Below are 20835 nucleotides of genomic sequence, written 5' to 3' on the forward strand. Positions count from 1 at the left end.
AGCCCCTCACCACACCAGCGGGTGAGCCACGCTCAGCCCCTGAGTCCCGCTCCGTGCCTGCCACAGCAGCACTGCGAACGGCGTGTCGGAGACGAGCAGACGGGTCGTACCGCTCGCCAGCCGGTGCGTGACCACGCCCGATGCTGGCACGTCGATGAAGGCGACGGTCTCGCGGCCCAGCGTTTCGACCACCACGCGGCGATCGCTGTTCGTCGAGACCGATGAATCATCGTCCTGCGAGCCATCCGCGTCGGCTGCCGCGAGTGGATCGGTCATGATCGTCAGCAGTGCCTCGCCTCCCGATTCGGGAGCGATGACCACGAGCCACCGGTCGCTGGTGCGAACGATGCCGGGCACGAACGCCAGACCCGACTGTGCTCGGTGCACCGGGGGCAGTATCTCGACTGGCGATTCGTCATCGCCTTCGTCGGATGCAGCGTCGCCCACCGGCGCGTCAGCACCCTGAGTACCGCCCGTTTGCGCAACCACCGTGGTGGACTCGCCGCCAGAATCGGGAACTTCGGTGTTCCCAGCGGCGGAGACGCTGGCGGATGCGGCACCGATGTCGGTCAGCGGGCTGGCAGCGCTGCCGACCAGTGTTTCGGCCCACACGACGATGGGAACGCCGTTCTGTGATTCGACAGCGATTCCGAAGGGGGCACCGGTCGGCGCAAGCAGTGTCGCGAGTCCGGGTGCAAGTTCGCCTGGAGGTTCGACCTGCAGCTCCATGACATCGTGTGATGCAACGGCAAACGCCACACGGTCGCTGCGAGAGTCGTGAGACGCGACCGACGCCGAGACTTCCGCAACGTCGTCAGAGGGATTGAAGACCCGTAACCACAGATGTGTCCGGTCATCGATGCCGGCCACGGGCACAAGCCACCGGTCGCCAGAGGCCACAGAGGCCAACTCCGCAGCCAGGCCGCGTCGCCCGACACTCCCGTCGTAGGCCAAGAACGAATCCACCGCGATGCGGCCGGTACGGGCACTGACTGATGCGGCCACGACGTCTCGGCGACGGGCATGCTCGCCGACATCGACGACAACCGTGCTCCACGCCGGCACCACCACACCGGTCAACGCGGGCGCCACGAACGGTCCGAACTCCGCTTCCGAAGCAAACGTGACGTCGACGATCGCATCGCGCGGCAGCGGATTCATGATTGCCAACACGCCCAACGCGTCGGCCTGGGTGTCGCCGACGGGGACAAACCAGTTCGGCGCCAGCGTGCTCGAACAGCGAGCCTCGTCGACCCCCAGCGGGGAGACCAGTCGCCGCGTCACGGCCAGCCCGCCCGAAGTGGCTTCCACCAAGGCCCCGATGACCTCGTCACGCACGTAATCCGAAGTGGTGACAACCCCGGTGCTGTGAGGTGCCACGTCTGCGGTCACAAACTGCCGGCCTGTCGTGCGACCACGGAATTCGACCGACACCGATGCCGTCTCGGCGGTCATGTTCGTCAGCAGTAGCTCTGAGGTGACCTCTCCAAAGCCCTGCACGGGTGCCCGCATGCCGACGACGGCGCAAAACCAGCTCGACGTCAACGCATCGGGGGGCGGAACCACCACCTGCGTCAGCGCTTCGGGGTCTTCGACGACGGCTGACAGCGGCGTTCGGTCGTCGAGCGCGTCGATCACCAGCGCCGCCGCGATTGCCAGCGGGATCAGCAGCCGAGGAAGCCACCGCAAGATGTTCATGGCCGCGCCGTCCTCATGAGTCGACCACGGTGCCGCCGGAACCGCTGCGCCGCCCAGACCCCTGCGCCGTCCTTCGCACAAGGGCAGAGAAGCGGTCTGCGAGCGGGGTGGGCTGGCCGATCGCCACCCAGATCAGCGCTAGCCAGATCAGCACCTGGGCGATGATCCGGGAGGCCGCGGCGCTCGATCGCTCGAAGTGCAATTCGGCCTGGCCGCCCTCGGGTGGGTCGAAGCGCATCGCCCAGCCGAGAGCCGGGGTCGGCTCAGTCCGCTCACCGGAGATCTCGAGGTGCCATCCCGGGTCGTAGGTCTCGGCAACCAGCACCGGGCCGATGCCCACCGGTCCAAGCTGACTTGTGACGGACCGGTAATCGGTGAACACGCCGATGCCGTCGGTCAAGTCGCTGACCACGAGGTCCACCGGGTCGGTGGCGAAGCCCGTCGGGATCGGCATTTCGAACTGTGACCGCGAGGACCACCAGGCCTCATTGCGAAACACCTGGACCGACGGATCTGCTGCCAGCGGGCGCAAATCGATCTGGGAAGCGAGCGCCTCGGACACCGCAGGCGGCACCGGCCGGTCCCAGCCGTCGGTATAGGAGGGCCCCGAGCGTTCCACCACCACGACATACCTGATGCCGAATGATCCCAGCAGCCGTCCCAGTCGCAGCGTGTCACCCGCCAGCCCGATCCGAACGGCGTCTGCCAAGCGTTCGCTGCCGAGCGTCTGCGGCGTCGCAAACGCATGCCGGACATCGGGATAGCCCCGCACTGACGTCGCAGCAGCGAGTCCGGAGACGCCGAGATCGGTACCACGCAGCGGCAAGACCTCCGGAGCGCCGAGCCACAGGACCCGGTAGTCAGGTCCGACACCGCGGTCGTCGACGAGTCCCAGCGGCACTCGGTGGTCGAAGCTCGGTGCCGACCAGTTGCCGTCGATCGATGCCCACGCGGTCGGGAGCACCATGGCGCCCACAGCAATGCCGCTCAGCAAAACCATCGCGCTGCGCGTCCGGGGTGGTGCGTCGCCGCCGGCGGCGAGAGCTGCGGGACCCGTCGCCGCTGTCCAGCACAGGCCGACGGCGCCGAACGCCAGCGATACCTCGGCAAGCGAGTGTCGCAGGCTCACACCGTCCGCCAGGGTGTCTGCCCAACCAGCCACGATGACCCATCCAAAGGCGAAACCGACCAGCGCCACCGCCCAGCCGTGGACCGACGACCACAACCGCCCGCCGCGCGCGACCAGCAGAGGTATCGCTGCGGCAGCTATCAGACCCCAACTGAGCGGCAATTCGCCGAGTGGGCCCGTCTGGAAACGCAGCAGCTCGGACAGCGATGACGGTGTCGACGGCGTGCGGCTGCCGAGCGACACATCGAGGTATTCCCGCAGCGAATCGAACTCGATCAGCCAGGGAAGGTGCGCAATTGCGGCGAGCGCCACCGCGACCAGGACCTGCAGCAAGCCAGCGACCGGCGCACCGAGCCGCTCGCGGCGTACCGCGCGTCGCACCAACTCGACGACTGCGAGCCCCAGCCCCGCAGCCAACGCCAGCACCAGCATGAACGGCTCGAATGCTGCCGCCACCGCGAGGAGCAAGGCGAGCGACGCCACCCTGGCGACGGTGGCACGCCGGCTTCCGTCGCGTGGTTGCGGCGCTTGCGAAGCGCCGACCAGTCGGCTTGCGAGCAGCACGATCGCCGGCGCGGTTCCGTAGGCCAACAACACGTCCCAGCGGCCGCTGGCCAACGCGTTGTACGGCAGCGGGCACGCGGCGTACAGCACCAGAGCGACCAATCGGCCATTGCGGTTCGGTCCGTCTCGGGGTGACCGAGTGTCACAGAGCCTCCACATGCCAATCAGGCCCGTGAGCACCAGACCCCAGATGGCAATGTTCCTCAACAGACCGACTGCGCCCAAGACAACGGTTCCACCGAGGCCCAGCAAGCCCATCGCCGGATGACCGATCCCGGCTGCACCGACCCCGCTGTCGCGCCAGCCATCCAGGTACGCCCCGACCATCGTGCCGACATCGGCAAATGCCGTGAACTGGCCGTATGCGGGAATCCCGCCGGTCAGCAGGTGACGAGAACCGAACGTGATCAGGCCGATCACTCCCAGCCAGACCACCCACACCGTTCGATGCGCGTTGCGTCGCCAGGTGCCCAGGATGCTCTCATCGATCGTGGTCCGCGCGGCCAGTCCTCCTTCGGGACTCAGGCGGTAGCGGAACCAGTCGGCGACCCGTACCGAGCCGCCCTGTTGCAGTCGCCGCAGATCCACGTCTCGCACCCGCCGGTACCTCTTGGCGGCGCCTCGCAGCGCGAAGGTGCCCCCGATGTGCCGGGCGTTCCACAGCCACGCCAGCGCCACGTCGGAGGCCTGAGCGAACCGGCCACGTAGCGCCCCGAACAACACCTCGCCTGCGGCGAGTACGGCTGCGAGCGCCACCGCTGGCAGCAGGTGCACCCACCCGTAGCACTTCGAGATGGTACGCAGCCGGGCCCGGTGCTCGTGCTGACGTGCCGAGGGCCCATGGCGTTGGACGGTCGGACCGGTCCGCAGGGTCCCGGTAGCAGACGGCACGATCCGGACCCGTGCGCCCGAGAGCTGGATGCGCCAGCACAGATCGACCACGGCGCCGTCGCCTTCGAGCGCCGGATCGAATCCGCCGACGATGCGGAAGATGTCTTCGCGCACGAGCATCGCCTCGGTGGGCGCCACAAACAGGTCACGGGCCTCGTTGTGCTGTTGCTGATCCAGCTCGTCGAGGCCGGCAACCGGAATCCGGACTCCAAGGCGATCCGCGGTGCCACCGAGATCGCGCAGCGTCAAGCCGTCCTCGGCGTCGAGCAGCTTGGGGCCGGCGACGCCGACAATCCGTCCCGGGACGTTCTCGGCATCTTCGATGAGCAGACTGACGGCGTCGTGCGCGAGCGCGACGCGACCGGAAAGGAAAAGGAGGTAGTCCGCTCCGCGGACCAGCGAAGCTCCCCGATTGTTGACAGCGCCCATGCGCCCGCGTTGGGCTCGGCGACCGCGACCTGTCCGAGACGACACCGAATCGGCGATTGCGGCGGTGGGATACAGCTCTCGGACCCGTTCGCGCTGAACACCGTCTGCGTCGCACAGCACCAGAACGGCGAGCCGCGGGTAGTCCTGAGCGGCCAATGCCCGCAAAGTGAATTCGGTGTCGGACCACTTCGACCCCGCCGTGACGATTGCAGCGACCGCCGGCTGGGGTGCGGGGGCCACCGGCTCGGTCGCAGCGGGTGCTGTTGCCTCTTGCGAGGTCGGCGAGCTCATGGGCGGGTCACAACTCCCACGATGCTCTACTGCACCGAATCAGCGGCTACGACTCCCGGACCGGCACGGCTCGTGCGGTAATCCGGGGCATCTCCGTAGTTGAAGCTGGTGCCGTCGCTCCACACCAGCCAATAGCCGTCGCCGGTGCCAGAGGACACCATCGACACCGAATTCAGGCGGTTCGGCTCGTTGCCACGAGAGCCAAGCCGCGACGCCGAGCCAAAAGCTGCAACCTCAGTGGCCGAACTCAGGAGCCAGTAACCCTCACCATCAGGCGTGGCGGCCATGCTGACCGCGACCATCTCCGCATCGCCCAGATCGGAGGCGCCTCCCAGCGCCGCCACGTTGCCGTCTGCGGCGAGCAGCCAATAGCCATCGCCCGACGGGGTCGCCTCGACGTCAACGATGACGGCTGCTTCGCTGATGTTGGTGACGTCGCCGTGATGGGGCGCGTCGCCGAAGTGCAGCACGTCGCCGCCCGAAGTCGCCAGCCAGTATCCGCCATCCGTCCGGTGCCGAGCCATAGCGACGACGTCGCCCGCGAAATCCGTCCCCGCTGTATCGCCATGGTGCCGCGCGTCGCCGTATGCATGCACCGATCCCGACGCGGTGACCAGCCAATAGCCCTTACCGGTCGAGGTTGCCGCGATGTCGACAAAGTCCGCGTCAAGCTCAAGCTCCGACGCATCGCCGTAGTGGCGGGCCAGCCCATGTGCCCCGACAGTCCCGTCGGCCTTGAGCACCCACAGCGGCGCCTCGGCAATCGACGGCGCCGGCTCACGCGGCGACTGGCCGCCGTCGAACTGCGGGAAGCGATACCAGTCCGACAGCACGAGTGCCGGGAATGCCCTGCGGAACGGATCGCGCGCCCAGCGATCGAATGAGAAGGTGTGCTCGCCGCTCGTGCCCACTACCCGTAGCGCACGCACCCGGCCGCCCCATTCCCCGTATCCGTTGCGCTCGACCACGTCGATGCTCACAAGCTGACCGAGTTCCTTGCCTGCCGATCGAAACAGCGGCGCGAAGGCCCGCTCAATGTCGACGCGCCGCAGCGACAGCGTCCACGCGTGGCCCCCATTGCCGCGTTCCGCGTACACCGCATCACCGAGGTCTTTGACCGCAGGAAACGTCGAGGCCGGGGGTCCGGCGGTCCAGCCGCCGCTGGCGCTGCTGAACTCGGTGAACGCATAGTCACCGGCACTGTTGACCAGCGCCTCGCCGGCGGTATTGCGGATCGCCTCGTTCGAGTGCGCCAGCTTCGCCCCGAAGTCGTTCGCCTGCAGCACGTTGCGGCGACCGTCGGCCGCGCCATTGTAGAGCTGGCAATTGGGCCAGTCGCAGATGTCTGTGAAACGGTCACGCCCGACTTGGTAGTCGGACCAGTAGAGCGCGTAGGTACGCGCAGCGATGGCTTGGGCTTCGAGCGCCGCCAGGCCCGTGCCCGCGGGCCCTTGCGCGGCGCCCCACTCCGGGCGGGACTCCTGGGGCACCACGCCACGCAGGTACTGCTCGAGCGGGAGCCGATTAAACGAGTACGCCCGGCCGGACTGCTTGACAATGCCGAGGACGCCCCGGTAGGCGATGCGCATGTTCTCGCTGCCGCCGCGCCCCGCCGAGCAGTAGATCATCGTGAGCATCTGCGCGAGATCGTCCACCGCAGGATCGTCGTTCGCAGCCAGCACCTCGACGTAGCGATCACCGTTGCGTCCGACGCTGCCGGCGATGCCTGCGGCCAACTCCACATCGCCTTCGGGCTCGCATCCGGTGGTGCGGTGGACAGCGAAGGCGTTGTCCCGGATGCTGACACGGGCAATCTCACCGGCCGCGAACGACTGCGATGCCACGCTGAACGGCGCCGCCGAGGTCACCACCATGTCCTTGCGAGCGTTGCGGGCGAGGTGAACGATGATCTCGCGGTGGTCAGTGTCGACGAGGCGGGTGTTGCCGTAGTAGTGCAGTGCGATCTGCTCACCGCTGCAGCCGTACTCGGTGGCGTAGCCGAACGCTCCCCATTGGCTCAGGCCGTTGCCATGCCCGAAGCCGCGTCCTTCCACCACAATCAGGCTTGGTGCGACGGCGCCGCCGGGGACCGCATCGGATCGCGGAATCTGCAGGTTCTTTCCCCCACTGGCACCGTCGTGCGATGCATCGTCGATGGGGCAAGACGCCGATCCCGGGGTCGGCGTCGGCGTCGGCGTCGTGCCCGAACCCAGTGCGTCGAGCGCAGCTTGCACTGATGCCCTCGAGACCGCCGAGGTGCCGCCCAGAACGGTCAGCCGCACGGCGTCGGGACGCGGTGCGAGTCCGGCCAAGAAGCGTCGCGTGCTCGCGTCGCCGCGGGGCGCCGTAAGCACCAGGGGCGCCGCACGGTGGCCCAGCAGAGGCCCCGACACGAGCGCATCTGGAAAATTCCAAGCGTCGGCGAGGCCGACGTAATCGGTGTCGAAGCAGTTCGCGGTGAGCGCCTCGGCAATCGCGACGGCCGTCTCGAACCGGTCATCGCCCCACAGCCGCACCACTGCCAGACCCAGGTCCTGCCGCAGCGTGTCGGTGACGTGCTCGGAGATTGCAGCGGGGCCGCCAGCGACGATCACCTGGCCGATATCGAGCTCGACCAGCGCACTGCGCGTCTGTTCAGCGAGCGTGTCCCGTTCGGTGAGCAGCACGGGATGGGGGCCCGAGTAGGCCAGCGGAGAGAGCGCCAAGGCGTCGGCGAAGTTCGACGACGTCGCCAGCAGCGCCGTGCGCCTGCCGTCGCCGCAGTAGTCGCCGACACGCTCTCGGCCGACGGCACGGGCGGCCGCGGCAACAGTCGCATGACGGTTCGCGCCGGCGTGCCGCCGCACAGCGACGCCGGTGAGGGCTGCCAGCTCGGCCTCCACATCGGACGACACCGACACCGGGCCCCCGACGATCACCACCTCCGACACGCTGCGGCTGCCGATGAAGCCGCGCGCCGCGTCGGACAGCTCGTTCGGTGTCGTCAACAGGATCGGCGCGTTGAGCACTCTCGCCAGCGGGACAGCTGCCAACCCGTCCGCGAACCCGAGCCCGCCCACCACGATCACTGCGTCGAGTGGGCCCGCTTCGCTCTCGTAGGCCTCGGCAATCTCAGCTGCGGTGGCATATCGATCAGGCCCCCAAAGGCGTTCGGACGTCGTGGCGGCAGCATCCCCCCCCACGGGAGCGATCAGCACGAGCATCGTGCTGATCAGCAGCACTGTCAACGAGCCGGCGCCAAGACGCAGACTGGACAAGCGCCGAGGCGCGCAACGCCCCCGACGACCGCAAAGAGCCACCTATGGCACGGTACCGGTCACTGCCTCGCACACGCGGGCACTCCGCCCGACTCGACGTACGCTACGACGGCATCACCACGACCGACATCAGCTCCCGGAGCCGCCTCCGTGTCTACGGCGCTCATCACTGGCATCACCGGTCAGGACGGCCAATACCTCGCAGAGACGCTGCACGCCAAGGGCTACCGGGTGGTGGGCGTGGTCACCGGCCAGCGCAACCCGCACGCCGATGCGCTGGCCAGCGGTCTGCCCTTCGTCGAACTGGTAGGAGGCGACCTGGCCGACCTGCCGTCGCTCATTGCCGCGCTGGAGTACTCCCAGCCCGATGAGGTGTACAACCTCGGTGCGATCAGCTACGTGGCGCTCTCGTTCAAGCAAGCCGAGCTGACCGCCAACGTCAACGGCCTCGGCGTGCTGCGCCTGCTGGAAGCGATCCGCCTCGTAGGCGGCCAGGACAATCCGATCCGCTTCTACCAGGCTTCCTCCAGCGAGATGTTCGGCAAGGTGCGCGAGACGCCGCAGAACGAATTGACGCCGCTGCACCCACGCAGCCCCTACGGCTCGGCGAAGGTCTTCGGCCACCACACCACGGTGAACTACCGCGAGAGCTACGGGCTCTTCGCCTGCAGCGGAATCCTGTTCAACCACGAATCGCCTCGCCGCGGTCTCGAATTCGTGACCCGCAAGGTCACCAACGCGGCTGCCCGCATCGCGCTTGGCCTCCAAGACGAGGTCGCTTTGGGCAACCTCGAAGCCAAACGTGATTGGGGCTTCGCCGGCGATTATGTGAGAGCGATGCATCTCATGCTGCAACAGGACGAGCCCGACGACTTCGTGATAGCCACCGGCGAGGCGCGCTCAGTTCGAGAGTTCGTGCAGCTCGCCTTCTCTGCTGCGGGTATCGACGACTGGGAGCGGCATGTGCGCATCGACCCTCGCTTCTTCCGCCCAGCCGAGGTCGACCTGCTGGTCGGCGACGCATCGAAGGCGCATCGCGTTCTCGGCTGGGCGCCCCAGATGCCCTTTGAAACTCTGGTCACCTCGATGGTGGCCCACGACCTCGAGATCGAACGCCGCAAACTCGCCTGAGCCGACGCGAACCCGGTGACGCCGCAACACCGAGCGGCCGGCGCGATTGCGTGTCGGACCGCTTAACGTCTCAGCCCGTGCCGAAGGATCATGTGGCAGTTTTGGCCGGCGGTGTGGGGGCAGCCCGGTTCCTGAACGGGCTGCTGCGCGTCCGCCCAGCGACCGACGTCACAGCGATCGTCAACGTCGGCGACGACTTCACGCTGCATGGTCTGAGCATCAGTCCCGACCTCGACACCGTCACCTACACGCTCGCCGACCAGATCAACCCTGAGACCGGCTGGGGGCGGGCAGGCGAGACGTGGCGGGTGCTCATCGAATTGGGGCGACTGGGCGGGCAGGACTGGTTCAAGCTCGGCGATTTGGACCTTGCCCTGCACCTCTTCCGCACACAGCGCCGCAGCGAGGGCGCATCTCTGTCACAGGTGACCGCTGAGATCGCTGCCAGCTTCGGCCTCGAGCTGACACTGCTGCCGGTCAGCGACGACGCCATCGCAACCCGAATCACCCCCGCTGAGCCCGACGGGGCCGCCGAGATCGACTTTCAGGAATACTTCGTCGCCCACCAGCACGGCATCGCTGTGGGCTCGATTCGCTTCGCTGGCATCGACACCGCCAAGCCAGCGCCGGGTGTGCTCGATGCCTTGAAAGACGCAGAGACCGTCGTCGTGGCGCCGTCGAACCCCTTCGTCTCGATCGGCCCGGTCGTCGGCGTGCCACAGGTGCGCGAGACGCTCGCCAGCCGCCGTGACCACGTCGTCGCCGTATCGCCCATCGTGGGCGGCGCATCGATCAAGGGGCCCGCGGGCGCGATGATGAGTGAACTGGGTCACGAACCCAGCGTCGTCGGGGTCGCACGGCTCTACGCCGGCTTCGCCAGCACCCTGGTGATCGACCACGCTGATGCCTTGCTCGCTGGCGAAGTGGCGCAAGCAGGGATGACGCCGGTCGTCACCGACACCATCATGGCCGACCCGGACCGTGCCGCCTCGCTGGCCCGGGCAACGCTGGACGCCGCCGGCGCGAGGGGAATCACATGACTATCGAATTGCACCCCGTCGAAGGCATCGGCGAGATCACGCTCGGCGCCGATCTCGGAGCGGTCATCGCAAGTGCCTGCGAAACGTCACCCGCCGGTCTGGCTGAGGGCGACGTGCTCGTCGTGACCCAGAAGATCGTCTCCAAGGCCGAGGGAGCAATGGAACAGATCGATCCCGACGATCCGTTGTCGCACAAGCCCCTGGTTGAGCGCGAGTCGGTTCGCATCCTGCGTCGGCGTGGCGATCTCATCATCAGCGAGACCAAACACGGATTCATCTGCGCCAACGCAGGAATCGACCTGTCCAACGTCGAGCGGGGCTACGCCGCATTGCTGCCCGACGACAGCGACCGTTCCGCCAACAAGATCCGTGACCGCATCCGGGCATTGTCAGGGTGCAGCGTCGGGGTGATCATTTCCGACACATTCGGGCGTCCGTGGCGGCGCGGCGTCACCGACGTGGCCATCGGTTGCGCGGGCATCGCTGCGGTCGTCGATCTCAAAGGCACCAACGATGCACTGGGACGCGAGCTCATGGTCACCGAAGTGTGCGTGGCCGACGAGATCGCCTCCGCTGCCGATTTGGTGTGCGGCAAGGCTCGGGGTGTGCCAGTTGCGATCGTGCGGGGCGTCGACCCGAGCTGGTTGAGGCGCGCTTCGGTGCGGTCGGAGATCATCCGCGAGCCAGCCGAAGACCTGTTCCGCTAGATAGGCGCGCCCGCTGAGGAGGCGGCAGGACCCTCTGCTCCCGCGATCCGGCAGGTCGCAACGTCGCAGAGTCTCCTGCCGCCTCCGCAGCTATGACATCTGGTCCTCTCCGTTATCGCTCCAGGCCAGGGGGCGGCTGGCGCTGGGCGCGCAGTACGGCACTCGGAGCAACCCGTTCGCCGCTGCCGACCACCGCGAATTCACTGAGCAGGGCTCCAGCACCGACGACGACATCGGGGCCGAGCACCGAATCGACTACGACGGCTCCAGCGTCGAGGTGGCAGCCGTCTCCCAGGACTGAGCGCTGGACGACGGCATCGGGTCCGATCAGGCACCCGGATCCCACGACCGACGTCTGGATGCGCGAAGTCGGATGGACGCCCGCTGATGCCACTGTCGTGCCGTTCGGCACCCGGGCATGAGGGCGGCGACCCTCGACGATGTCCAGGCTTGCCGCCAGGTACTGCTGCGGCGTACCTGTGTCGAGCCAGTATGTGTCGGACACCAGCGCAGCCAATGCTGCGTCCGCGACGATCTGGGGGAAGATCTCCCGCTCGATGGAGACGGACCGGTCGGGCGCGATGCGATCGAGCACCGCTGGAACGAGCACGTAGCTGCCAGCGCTGATCGTTGGTCGTTCGGAATGCGGCTGCGCGGCGGGCAGCGAGCCCTGGTCCGGTTTTTCGGAGAACGACAGCACCCGCCCTGACGTATCGGTCACCACGAGGCCGTACCGCGTCGCATCGGCGACCGGCTGCAGCGCGATGGTGGCTTCGGCTCCCGAACTGCGGTGAAAGCTCGCGAGGGCTCCCAAGTCCAGGTCGGTCAGGACGTCGCCGTTGAGCACGAAGAACGGTCCCGTTATGCCGCTCGCCTCGGCGGCGAATCGCACAGCTCCCGCCGTGCCGAGCGGCTCAGGCTCGACTGCCACCTCATATGCGAGCTGGCCGATGCGCCCGTGGGGGTAGGCAGTGGTGAACGCCTCAGCGCGGTAGCCCAGCGAGAGCACCACCTCGGAGACGCCATGCCGGTACAGGTGCTCGCAGACCCACTCGATCATCGGACGGCCGCACACCGGCAGCATCTGCTTGGGGGTGTCGTTGGTCAGCGGACGCAGCCGGGTGCCGAATCCGCCCAGCAGCAGGATCGCCTTCATCTGCAGATCCTCGTGCCGGAGACTCAGGATGCGGCGCTCGACTGTTCGTTGCCCATCGAGTTCTCCTCGGCAGCGGGCTCGGGGGGTTCGGCCGGCTCGGACGTTTCGGCGGGCTCGGACGTTTCGGGAAGATCGCCCTCGGCTGGCTCGTTCTCGCCCCCGTCGGGAATCGGTCCCTCTTGGTTCAAGTCGTCGATCAACGGTTGATCTTCCGGAGGCAGATTGAGATAGGCGCGCAGGAAGGCGTCGTCGGGTCGTGGAACGTCAGCGTTGTCGATGCTCGGGTGGACGAAGGCAAACACGAAGATCTGGCCATCGCCAAGGAAGCGCACGTCGCGCAGATCATCGGTGAACGCCAGCGCCTTCTCGGCCTGGAGAGTCTCCCAGCGCATGATGCGCAGTTCCGCTCCCGGCTCGGCTATGTCGGGGTCGTCGCTGTTGGGGTCAGGTGAGGCACATCCGTCGCCGGACTCATCGAGAATGGTCCCATCGGGAAGCTCGAGCCTCGAGTCGGTCATCTCGACCTCGATCTCGCGCATGAACGCTCCCACGGTGGCGAACTGGCCTGTCACGCCGGTGTGGAACGGATGAATGTGGATGAGCCCGTCACCATGTGTATGGATGCCCGATTGGTCATCGACGTCGTTGGGGTACAGGTCGAAGATGAACTCGTCACAGTCGTAGATCGCGTAGAGCGAGTGCCAGTGATCGCCCAAGCGCGGCGGGCCTGCGGGAGCATTCGCAGAGCGTTCGTTGCGGGCCACCAAAATCAGCACGACACCGAGTGCGACGACGAGGAGCATCGCCGCTGGAAACAGGATGTCGCGCCGGGGGCGAAAGCTCCTACCGCTTCCGCCAGCGCTCGCTGCTTTGGCAACCTTCTTGGCAGCGGCTGATCTCGCCATACGGGGCGACAAGCTACCGGCGCTTGGCGACTATGAGTGAGTGCGCTGCGCGGATGCCGCCGCGGCGGGGGCACCAGGGCCCTCTGCTCCAGCGATCCGGCAGGTCGCAACGTCGCAGAGTTCCCTGCCGCCCCCGCAGATGTGACGCGGGTGCGCTTTCGCTGTGGCGGTCAGCGGCGGCCGAGACCTTCGTAGACGAAGCCCGCTGCGCGCAGCTTGGTTGGATCGAGCAGGTTGCGTGCATCCACGATGCGAGCTGCATCCATCACTGAAGCCGCCCGCTCCCAGTCCAGGTCGGCGAATTCGGGCCACTCCGTGAGCACGACGGCCACATCGGCACCCGCGAGGGCGTCGTACATCGAGCCGCTCACCGTGAGGGTCGCCGGAAGCTGCGCGGCGATGTCGGGACGATTATCGAGATCGGCGAGCGCCGGGTCGTACGCCACGAGACGCGCTCCACGAGCACTGAGCCGTTCGGCAACCCGCAGCGCCGGGGAACCGCGCAGGTCATCGGTCCCGGCCTTGAAGGTCAGGCCCAGCACGGCCACGGTGACCCCGTCGAGATCGCAGGAACGCAGATCCATCTCATCAGCGCCCGGATCGGACCGACCGCCTGGTCCGTCGGCGGCCATGCGAGCGACCTTGTCGGCCACACGCTCGAGCTGCTGCTCGTTGACGGTGATGACCCCTTCGAGCAGGTCGAAGACGTACCCCGCGTCATGGGCGACCGACACCAATGCACGAGTGTCCTTCGGCAGACATGATCCGCCCCAGCCGGGACCGGGCTGGAGGTATGCCGAGCCGATGCGGTGATCGGTGCCTACCCCTGCGAGGACGGTGTCGACATCGGCGCCAACGGCTTCACAGACCGCTGCGAGCGCATTCACGAATGAGACCTTGGCGGCCAGGAAGGCGTTTGCCGCGTACTTGACGGTTTCGGCTGATGTCGGATCGCTGAGGATCACCGGTGCCTCCACACCGGCATACAGCGCCGCCACCCGGCGTGCCACTGAGGTGTCGTCGGCCCCGATGACGATGCGGTCAGGTGCCAGGAAGTCGTGGACTGCCGACCCCTCTCGCAGAAACTCGGGATTCGACGCCAGCGCCACATCGGTTCGCCCCAGCGCCGCAGCGATCTTGGGAGCGGTGCCCACCGGCACCGTCGACTTGGTCACCACGACAGAGCCAGGCTGCAGGCGGGAGGCCACCGAATCGAGCGCTGTCAGCAAGTAGCTGAGCTCGGTCTCGCCGTCGTCCCGCAGCGGCGTCGGCACGCAGATGAAGGCGAAGTCGCATGTGGCCGCGACCGTCTCGGCCGAGATCACGAAGCGGAGGCGCCTCTTGGCGATGCCTTCAGCAACGAGTCGATCAAGTTCGGCCTCGCGAATCGGCACGACACCCGCCGACAGCGACGCCACCTTGGCACGGTCGATGTCGGCACAGATGACGTCGTGACCGAGGTGCGCGAAGCACGCAGCCGTCGTGAGGCCGACGTAGCCGGCGCCGACAACGAGGATGCGGTGCTGGGGCGATGCCGCGCTCACGGCACCAGCTGTTCGGCGGCAGGCACATCGACCCTCCGGTAACCGGGGTCAGTGCGAGGCGGCTCGTCACCGATGTGCAGGATCACCGTGGTTGCGTCGAGCTCGGCATAGCCGGCGAATTCTGGCACAGGCAGCAGGTGACTGGCCAGCAGGCCCGCGGCAAGCCGTCCCACCGGGGCCAGGTAGACCACCGTGGTCCCCGGCGGTTCCGAAATGCCCTCTGGCATCGCCCCAGCAGCCTGCGCGTCGAAGCCGATCTCGGCCAGCTCTGCTGCTAGCCGGTGCCGTCCGGTGCCGGTGACCTGCACTGTCACGCGCGACTCGACAATGTCGTCCCAGCCGATGCCTGCGAACACGTCCAGCACGCGCTGGTTGTGCTCGGCGCGCTCGGGGTCCAGCCCGAGCGACCACCTCACGGGTTCGTGGACATCCACCAGCCTCAGCTTGTAGTCCTCAACGTCGGCGTCGAAGTCGATGCCGGAGAACTCCGATGCGAGTCTGCGGCCGTCGCTCACAGTGCCCAGCGTGTCCGACGTCGACACATGGTCAGCCGCTATGTCGAGCACGGAGAGCAACTTGAGCGGGTTTGCAAACAAGGCGGGTGCAACCTGCCCAGCCGCGATGCGCATGAACGCCCGCTGGCGGTCGTTGCGGGCCAAATCGTTCCAAGCGCCGTAGCGCTGCCAGGTTCCGTCATCCGACTGGGCTTCGAGATGCCGACTGCGGACATAGGCGAGTGCCTGCCTGCCGTCGAGGCGATGAGTGCCTGCGGGGGTGAAGAACCCGCTGCGGCTGTCCGCCGGATCAGTGGCGTCTTCCTTGAGCTGGTCGCGCAGCGGCCGGTCAAAGCTCATGGTGACGCCGCCGACAGCATCGACCAGCCGCAGGAACGCTTGGAAGTCGACTTCGATGTAGTGCTGCAGCGTGATGCCGAGGTTGTTCTCGACCGTGTCGATCAGACGGGCAGCGCGCGCCGCCGTGGTGGTGTCGCGGTTGTAGGCGCTGTTGATCTTGGCGACGACGCCGGTTCCGGCAATATCGCTCGTGCCCGCGATCTCCGCCGCTAGGTCACGCGGGATCGACATCATCGCCGCCGTGCCGTCATCTCGCAAGCGAATCACCATGATCACGTCTGCCAGCCGGCTGAAATCCGAGTGGCCGTTGCGCAGCGGATCGTCGGGCGCGAGTCCCAGGGTGCTGTCGGTACCGACCAGCAAGTAGTTCTCCCCAGTCGAGCCGCCCGGCAGAACGGGTTCACCGGCGGAGAGGTCGACGGCGTCAAGCGAGTCCGTAGGTGAATTCGAGTCGACAACCGAAGTGATGCCGTCGCCTCGGGTGACCTCGCTGTTGCGTTCATCGCCCACGGCTGTCTCGCTGTCAGGATTCGCAGCGATCGAGATCGGCTGGTCGATCACCACGTCGGCCGCAGTCACGGGCTGGCGGGGGGCGGAGGTCAGCACATCGGCCAACTCGTGCCGCTCGATCCGTCCGAGCTGCAGCAGCACAAATGCAGATGCACCAGTCGCGACTGCTCCCATGAGGGTCAGAACTGCCAGCGCGACAAGGACGAGGCGAGTCCGCCGGCTGCGATGGCTCACTCAGCTGCCTCGGAAAGGGCCTCGCTCAGGGACGGATACACGAACAAGCTTTCGGCGATGTCCTGGACCCGCAGGTTTGCGCTGACGGCGAGAGCCACCACCGAGATCAGCTCCGCTGCGTGGCGGCCCACGATGGAGCCGCCCAACACCTGACCGGTCAGCGGGTCCGAGACGATCTTGACGAAGCCGCGGGGATTCTCCTCGATCAGTGCCTTGGCGTTTGCGCCGAAGGGCACCTTGGTGACGCGGATCTTGCGGCCCGTGGCAAATGCCTCGGCTTCCGCGAGCCCGACATCGGCGATCTCGGGTTCGGTGAAGATGGCCGATGCCGCCTTGTCGTAGTCGAGATGGCGGTGAGGGCGGGACTCGTGCAGACCCACCGCGTGCTCCACGATCTTGCGGCCCTGCATGGCGGCGACCGATGAGAGCGGCAGCTTGCCCGACAGGTCGCCTGCTGCGTAGATGCCGGGCACCGACGAGCACAGGTTGTGGTCGACCTCGACATACCCCTCGCCGTCGACTCCCACATCGGTGTTCTCCAGCCCCAAGCCGTCGCTATTGGGGATCGATCCGATCGCAATCAGCGCATGCGACGCCTGCACCGTCCGCCCATCGCTGCAGACGACTTCGACGGCGTCGCCTGAGCGCTCGATGCTCACCGCACGCGCCCCTTTGAGCAGGGCCACGCCGAGGTCGCTGAAGGTCTGCTCCAGCACCGCAGCGGCTTCGGGGTCCTTATGCGGCAGCACCTGCTGGCGACTCACGATCAGCGTGACCTGCGAGCCCAGCGAGGTGAACATGTGCACGAATTCCACGCCGGTCACCCCAGAGCCCACGACGACGAGGTGCTCTGGAAGCTCGGCGGGCGGGTACGCGTCGCGCGTGGTGAGGACTCGCTCCCCGTCGATGGGCGCCCAGTCGGGGATCCGGGGACGGCTGCCGGTCGACAGCACCACGACGTCGGCCGACAGCTCGATCGCGCCGTCCGCCGTGTCGGCACAGACCTCGTTGGGCCCCAGCAAGCGACCCGAACCCGACAGGATGCGCACGCCTTGGCTGATCAGCATCTGCCGTGCGACCTCCGCGAGACGTTCCTCGATGTCGCCGATGCGCTGGCGAAGGTGTGGCGTGTCGACCGACGTGAACACGTTGGCGAGCCCCAGCTCGTCGAGATGACCAGCAAAACTGAGCGCCGAGCCGGTGGCGATCATGGTCTTGGACGGCACGCAGTCGCGAAGGTGCGCGGAGCCGCCCACGATGTCGCGCTCGATAAGCGTGACGTCGGCGCCATAACGGGCTGCGTAGGTGGCTGCGGAGTGGCCCGCCGGGCCACCGCCGATCACGACGAAGCGCTTCTGGGCCATGGATCCGCAGCGTACCGGTGCCCCCCGGCCTCACTTTCGTCGCGGCACCCAGTGCTTTCCGCTCTGATCCTGAGTCTTCGTGCGATTGGGCCCACGAGCCGGGCGGGCGCGGGGCACAGCCCCTGGGGTCAGCTCAGCGTGGGGCTGCAGAGGCCGTCCAGCTCACTGACGGTGATGCGCTCGCGATTGGCGAAGGTGACCTCGTTGGCGGGGTCGGGCCGCAACCGGAATTCGCGGAAGGTCATCTCGAGCGAGTCGAAGGCGACGATGCGGCCCGACAGCGAATCGCCGGTGCCGAGAATCAGCTTGATGGTCTCAAGCGCCTGGATCGAGCCCACGATTCCCGGCAGCACGCCCAGCACGCCGGCCTCGGCGCACGACGGTGCCAGCTCAGCCGGCGGGGGCTCGGGCAGGTAATCGCGGTAGGTCGGGCCGTTCTTCGGGTCGAACACGGTGACCTGACCCTCGAAGCGAAAGATCGAGCCGTGCACCACGGGAATGCCCAGCTTCACCGATGCATCGTTGAGCAGGTAACGACTCGGGAAATTGTCCGCTCCGTCCACGATCACATCCCAGCCCGAGAGAATCTCGAGCACATTGTCGGCGCCGAGCCGCGTGTCGTAGGTGACCACGTTGACATCGGGATTCAACGCGGTCAGGGTCTTCTTGGCCGAGTCGACCTTGCGATCGCCGACACGGTCGACGTTGTGGAGAATCTGGCGCTGCAGATTGGACTCGTCCACCACGTCCATGTCGATGATGCCGATGGTGCCGACTCCGGCGGCAGCCAGATACAGCGCGGCGGGCGAGCCGAGGCCGCCTGCGCCAAGCATGAGCACCTTGGCGTCGAGCAGCTTGAGCTGCCCGGCCTCGCCCACTTCGGGCAGCAGCAGGTGACGCTGGTACCGGTTTCGCTGCTCGGGGCCGAGCGAGGCCGGCGTGGACCAGGGGCGGCCCTCGTCCTTCCATCGGCCGAAACCGCCATCCATGGACACAGAGTTGGGATAGCCCAACTCGGCAAGCGTTTTCGCAGCGAATGCCGAACGCACGCCGCCGGCGCAATAGATGATGATCTCCGCATCGTGGTCGGGCAGCCGGTTCTCGATCTGAGCCTCGAGGTGCCCGCGCGGAATGTGGATCGCGTCGGCGAGGGCACCCTGCTCGTACTCGTCGGGCTCGCGCACATCGAGCACGACGGGCTCGCGGTCCGCGATCCACTGCGCCGCTGTGGCGGTGTCGATCTCGGTGATCTCGCGCTTTGTCGCTGTCAGCAGTTCGCGGAACGAGGGCATCAGAGGCCTCCCAAGTCGTCGCATTCGGGAGCGCCCAGTCATCAGACCAGACTCAGGACCTAAATCCTACCTATTTGGTCAGGAATTGGTCACACAGCACGCGGTCGGGGCGTGCCGCCGCAGATTCGGGGGAGGACCTCCGAGATGGACTTGCGCAGAACCATGTCGGCGAGGTGGTCCATCTCGGTGGGCTCGGCGTTGACGATCACCACTCGCGCGCCTGCGGACTTAGCCGTCGGTACCACCGCAGCGATCGGATAGACGGCCAGCGTGGTTCCCACGGCCAGCATCAGATCGCAATTCTCGGCTGCGATCTGGGCTCGCAAGAGATCGCGCGCTACGAGCTGTTGGCCGAAGCTGATCGTGGCGCTCTTGAGAATCCCCCCGCAGTCGGGACAGGGCGGGTCGTCGGCGCCGAGCCGAACCCGGTCGAGCACGGTACCCATCTCTTCGCGGTAGTCGCACTCCAGGCACGCAACCTCGCGGATCGTGCCGTGCACTTCCACGATCTTGTCCGGATCGGACCCGGCGTCGTGATGCAGCCCGTCCACGTTCTGCGTCAGCAGCGACACCAGCTTGCGGCGACGCTCCAACTGCACGAGGGCTCGATGACCGTCGTTGGGCTCGGCGCCCCACGCTCGGTGATCCATGCGGGCCCGCCAGGCCAGCACCCGCACCTCGCGATCGGCCAGATAGTTCTGCAGCGTCGCCTGCTTCTCGGCGGCTGGGTTCTTGGTCCACACGCCATTGGGGCCGCGGAAGTCTGGGATTCCCGAATCCGTGGAGATCCCGGCGCCGGTGAGCACCGTGATGGCGCTCGCCTCGTCGATCCATCGCGCCACTGTTCGGACGTCGTCATCGATGTCGGGGCTCGAATCGGACGCTGGGACTTTCTCGTCTGGGCTCATCGATCACAGTCTGACTGATGGCAAGCGACCTGATCTGACGAACGATGTGCACTTTACAGCATCTTTCATGTTGTATTAGTATTTTTCGATATACAAGATTGTGTTCGGCAACGAACAACAACCGCGGCCCAACGTGGCACGCCGTCGAGAAGGAGAGCCCCCGTGCGAGCTGATGAGATACACGCCGTCCCCCAACGTCGAACGGCGCCTGATCCGTCCGCTGCGGCCGCGTTGAGGCTGGTTGGCGGCGCCGAGACCGAGCCAAGCCCCGCAGCGTTCGACGATTCGTCAGGTGATCCAGTGCATGTCTTGCGGGTGCGGCCGTGGGACGATCCCAAGCTGCGGCGTCGAGGCCACGATCCGCGCTCGATCTACGTGGAGCGATTCTGGGTTGCGATTCTCGGCCCGAGCGCCGTGTGGCTGTTGCGGTTGCTCGCTCGCGAATTCGACGAGCTGCCGCCCGGCGAGGAGCTCCACCTGGACCTCGACTCCACCGCCCGGCGATTGGGGCTGCAGCACCGCGGCGGCCGTCAGAGCACCTTCATGAGAACCATCGAACGCTGCGGCATGTTCGACATGGCGCACTTCGACGACGACGCGGTGCTGATCGTCCGCACGCGGGTGCCACCGGTGCCCCGCCGCCTGCAGATGCGGATGCCGCCGGAATTGCGCTCGGAAGTCGACCACTGGTCGCGGACCGACGGCCATGCGGATTTCTCCGTCGGCGAGACGCGGCTGCTCGCGATCTGCATGCTGACGCTCGGCCACGGTTTGCACGAGTCTGCCGAGCGGCTCGTGACGCTCGGGCTGGCGCCGAGCGCCGCCAACGAGGCGACGGCATGGGCGTGGGCCGAGCGCTGCGTGCGGCCGCGCGCCCCTCGCCGCGCCTAGCCCCTCCGGCTGTGCGCGCGCCGTCGCCGGCCCAGGGGCC

14 protein-coding genes are annotated in these 20835 nt (G+C 67.1%); 4 read left to right on the forward strand and 10 right to left on the reverse strand.

Annotated features, from left to right (window positions below):
• Window positions 1-6: 6 nt before the first annotated feature.
• The 3 genes from ACOOF5_RS02060 to ACOOF5_RS02070 are packed head-to-tail and all read right to left on the reverse strand — an operon-like array spanning window position 7 to window position 8259.
• Complete coding sequence (locus ACOOF5_RS02060; protein ID WP_420436088.1) at window positions 7-1698, reverse strand: hypothetical protein; 1692 nt, start codon at window positions 1696-1698, stop codon at window positions 7-9.
• A 13-nt stretch (window positions 1699-1711) separates the two neighbouring features.
• Window positions 1712-5002 (reverse strand): hypothetical protein, encoded by a 3291-nt coding sequence (locus ACOOF5_RS02065; protein WP_420436090.1) that lies wholly within the window; start codon window positions 5000-5002, stop codon window positions 1712-1714.
• Window positions 5003-5028: 26 nt separating this feature from the next.
• A complete protein-coding gene (locus ACOOF5_RS02070) occupies window positions 5029-8259 on the reverse strand; it encodes a cell wall-binding repeat-containing protein (RefSeq protein WP_420436092.1) in 3231 nt (1076 codons plus the stop codon).
• A 150-nt stretch (window positions 8260-8409) separates the two neighbouring features.
• On the opposite strand from ACOOF5_RS02070, the gene ACOOF5_RS02075 reads away from it, so the two are divergent.
• The 3 genes from ACOOF5_RS02075 to cofE all read left to right on the forward strand — a co-directional run bounded on the left by ACOOF5_RS02075 (window position 8410) and on the right by cofE (window position 11137).
• On the forward strand, window positions 8410-9390 hold the full coding sequence (locus ACOOF5_RS02075; RefSeq protein WP_420436094.1) for a GDP-mannose 4,6-dehydratase: 981 nt from the start codon (window positions 8410-8412) through the stop codon (window positions 9388-9390).
• A 92-nt stretch (window positions 9391-9482) separates the two neighbouring features.
• Window positions 9483-10430 (forward strand): 2-phospho-L-lactate transferase, encoded by a 948-nt coding sequence (gene cofD, locus ACOOF5_RS02080; RefSeq protein WP_420436096.1) that lies wholly within the window; start codon window positions 9483-9485, stop codon window positions 10428-10430.
• Complete coding sequence (gene cofE, locus ACOOF5_RS02085; protein WP_420436098.1) at window positions 10427-11137, forward strand: coenzyme F420-0:L-glutamate ligase; 711 nt, start codon at window positions 10427-10429, stop codon at window positions 11135-11137. The genes cofD and cofE overlap by 4 nt, the downstream gene beginning before the upstream one ends.
• 112 nt (window positions 11138-11249) lie before the next feature.
• Here the strand turns inward: cofE and ACOOF5_RS02090 are convergent, their stop codons facing one another.
• The 7 genes from ACOOF5_RS02090 to ACOOF5_RS02120 all read right to left on the reverse strand — a co-directional run bounded on the left by ACOOF5_RS02090 (window position 11250) and on the right by ACOOF5_RS02120 (window position 19904).
• Entirely contained in the window at window positions 11250-12293 is a 1044-nt protein-coding gene (locus ACOOF5_RS02090) for a sugar phosphate nucleotidyltransferase (RefSeq protein WP_420436100.1), read from the reverse strand.
• A gap of 23 nt (window positions 12294-12316) precedes the next feature.
• On the reverse strand, window positions 12317-13198 hold the full coding sequence (locus tag ACOOF5_RS02095) for a hypothetical protein (RefSeq protein WP_420436102.1): 882 nt from the start codon (window positions 13196-13198) through the stop codon (window positions 12317-12319).
• A 170-nt stretch (window positions 13199-13368) separates the two neighbouring features.
• The gene (locus ACOOF5_RS02100) at window positions 13369-14742 is read right to left on the reverse strand and encodes a UDP-glucose dehydrogenase family protein (protein ID WP_420436104.1); all 1374 of its coding nucleotides are present in this window, start codon (window positions 14740-14742) and stop codon (window positions 13369-13371) included.
• Window positions 14739-16340, reverse strand: a complete 1602-nt coding sequence (locus ACOOF5_RS02105; RefSeq protein WP_420436106.1) for an LCP family protein — start codon at window positions 16338-16340, stop codon at window positions 14739-14741. The genes ACOOF5_RS02100 and ACOOF5_RS02105 overlap by 4 nt, the downstream gene beginning before the upstream one ends.
• Window positions 16337-17704, reverse strand: a complete 1368-nt coding sequence (locus ACOOF5_RS02110; protein ID WP_420436108.1) for an FAD-dependent oxidoreductase — start codon at window positions 17702-17704, stop codon at window positions 16337-16339. The genes ACOOF5_RS02105 and ACOOF5_RS02110 overlap by 4 nt, the downstream gene beginning before the upstream one ends.
• Before the next feature lie 128 nt (window positions 17705-17832).
• Window positions 17833-18996: a molybdopterin-synthase adenylyltransferase MoeB gene (moeB, locus tag ACOOF5_RS02115; protein ID WP_420436110.1), complete on the reverse strand. Its 1164-nt coding sequence runs from the start codon at window positions 18994-18996 to the stop codon at window positions 17833-17835.
• A gap of 89 nt (window positions 18997-19085) precedes the next feature.
• Complete coding sequence (locus ACOOF5_RS02120) at window positions 19086-19904, reverse strand: SIR2 family NAD-dependent protein deacylase (protein ID WP_420436112.1); 819 nt, start codon at window positions 19902-19904, stop codon at window positions 19086-19088.
• A gap of 162 nt (window positions 19905-20066) precedes the next feature.
• Here ACOOF5_RS02120 and ACOOF5_RS02125 point away from each other — a divergent pair, with 162 nt between their 5' ends.
• Complete coding sequence (locus ACOOF5_RS02125; protein ID WP_420436114.1) at window positions 20067-20795, forward strand: hypothetical protein; 729 nt, start codon at window positions 20067-20069, stop codon at window positions 20793-20795.
• The last annotated feature ends 40 nt before the right edge of the window (window positions 20796-20835 follow it).

It is taken from the genome of Candidatus Poriferisodalis sp. (assembly GCF_965214215.1).
Classification (GTDB): domain Bacteria; phylum Actinomycetota; class Acidimicrobiia; order Acidimicrobiales; family Poriferisodalaceae; genus Poriferisodalis.

Bases quoted from the DNA above. Each gene is read 5' to 3' on its own strand.
- moeB (WP_420436110.1), bottom strand. From the start codon at position 18,996: ATGCCCTCGTTCCGCGAACTGCTGACAGCGACAAAGCGCGAGATCACC.
- ACOOF5_RS02065 (WP_420436090.1), bottom strand. From the start codon at position 5,002: ATGAGCTCGCCGACCTCGCAAGAGGCAACAGCACCCGCTGCGACCGAG.
- cofE (WP_420436098.1), top strand. From the start codon at position 10,427: ATGACTATCGAATTGCACCCCGTCGAAGGCATCGGCGAGATCACGCTC.
- ACOOF5_RS02090 (WP_420436100.1), bottom strand. From the start codon at position 12,293: ATGAAGGCGATCCTGCTGCTGGGCGGATTCGGCACCCGGCTGCGTCCG.
- ACOOF5_RS02120 (WP_420436112.1), bottom strand. From the start codon at position 19,904: ATGAGCCCAGACGAGAAAGTCCCAGCGTCCGATTCGAGCCCCGACATC.
- ACOOF5_RS02095 (WP_420436102.1), bottom strand. From the start codon at position 13,198: ATGGCGAGATCAGCCGCTGCCAAGAAGGTTGCCAAAGCAGCGAGCGCT.
- ACOOF5_RS02060 (WP_420436088.1), bottom strand. From the start codon at position 1,698: ATGAACATCTTGCGGTGGCTTCCTCGGCTGCTGATCCCGCTGGCAATC.
- ACOOF5_RS02110 (WP_420436108.1), bottom strand. From the start codon at position 17,704: ATGGCCCAGAAGCGCTTCGTCGTGATCGGCGGTGGCCCGGCGGGCCAC.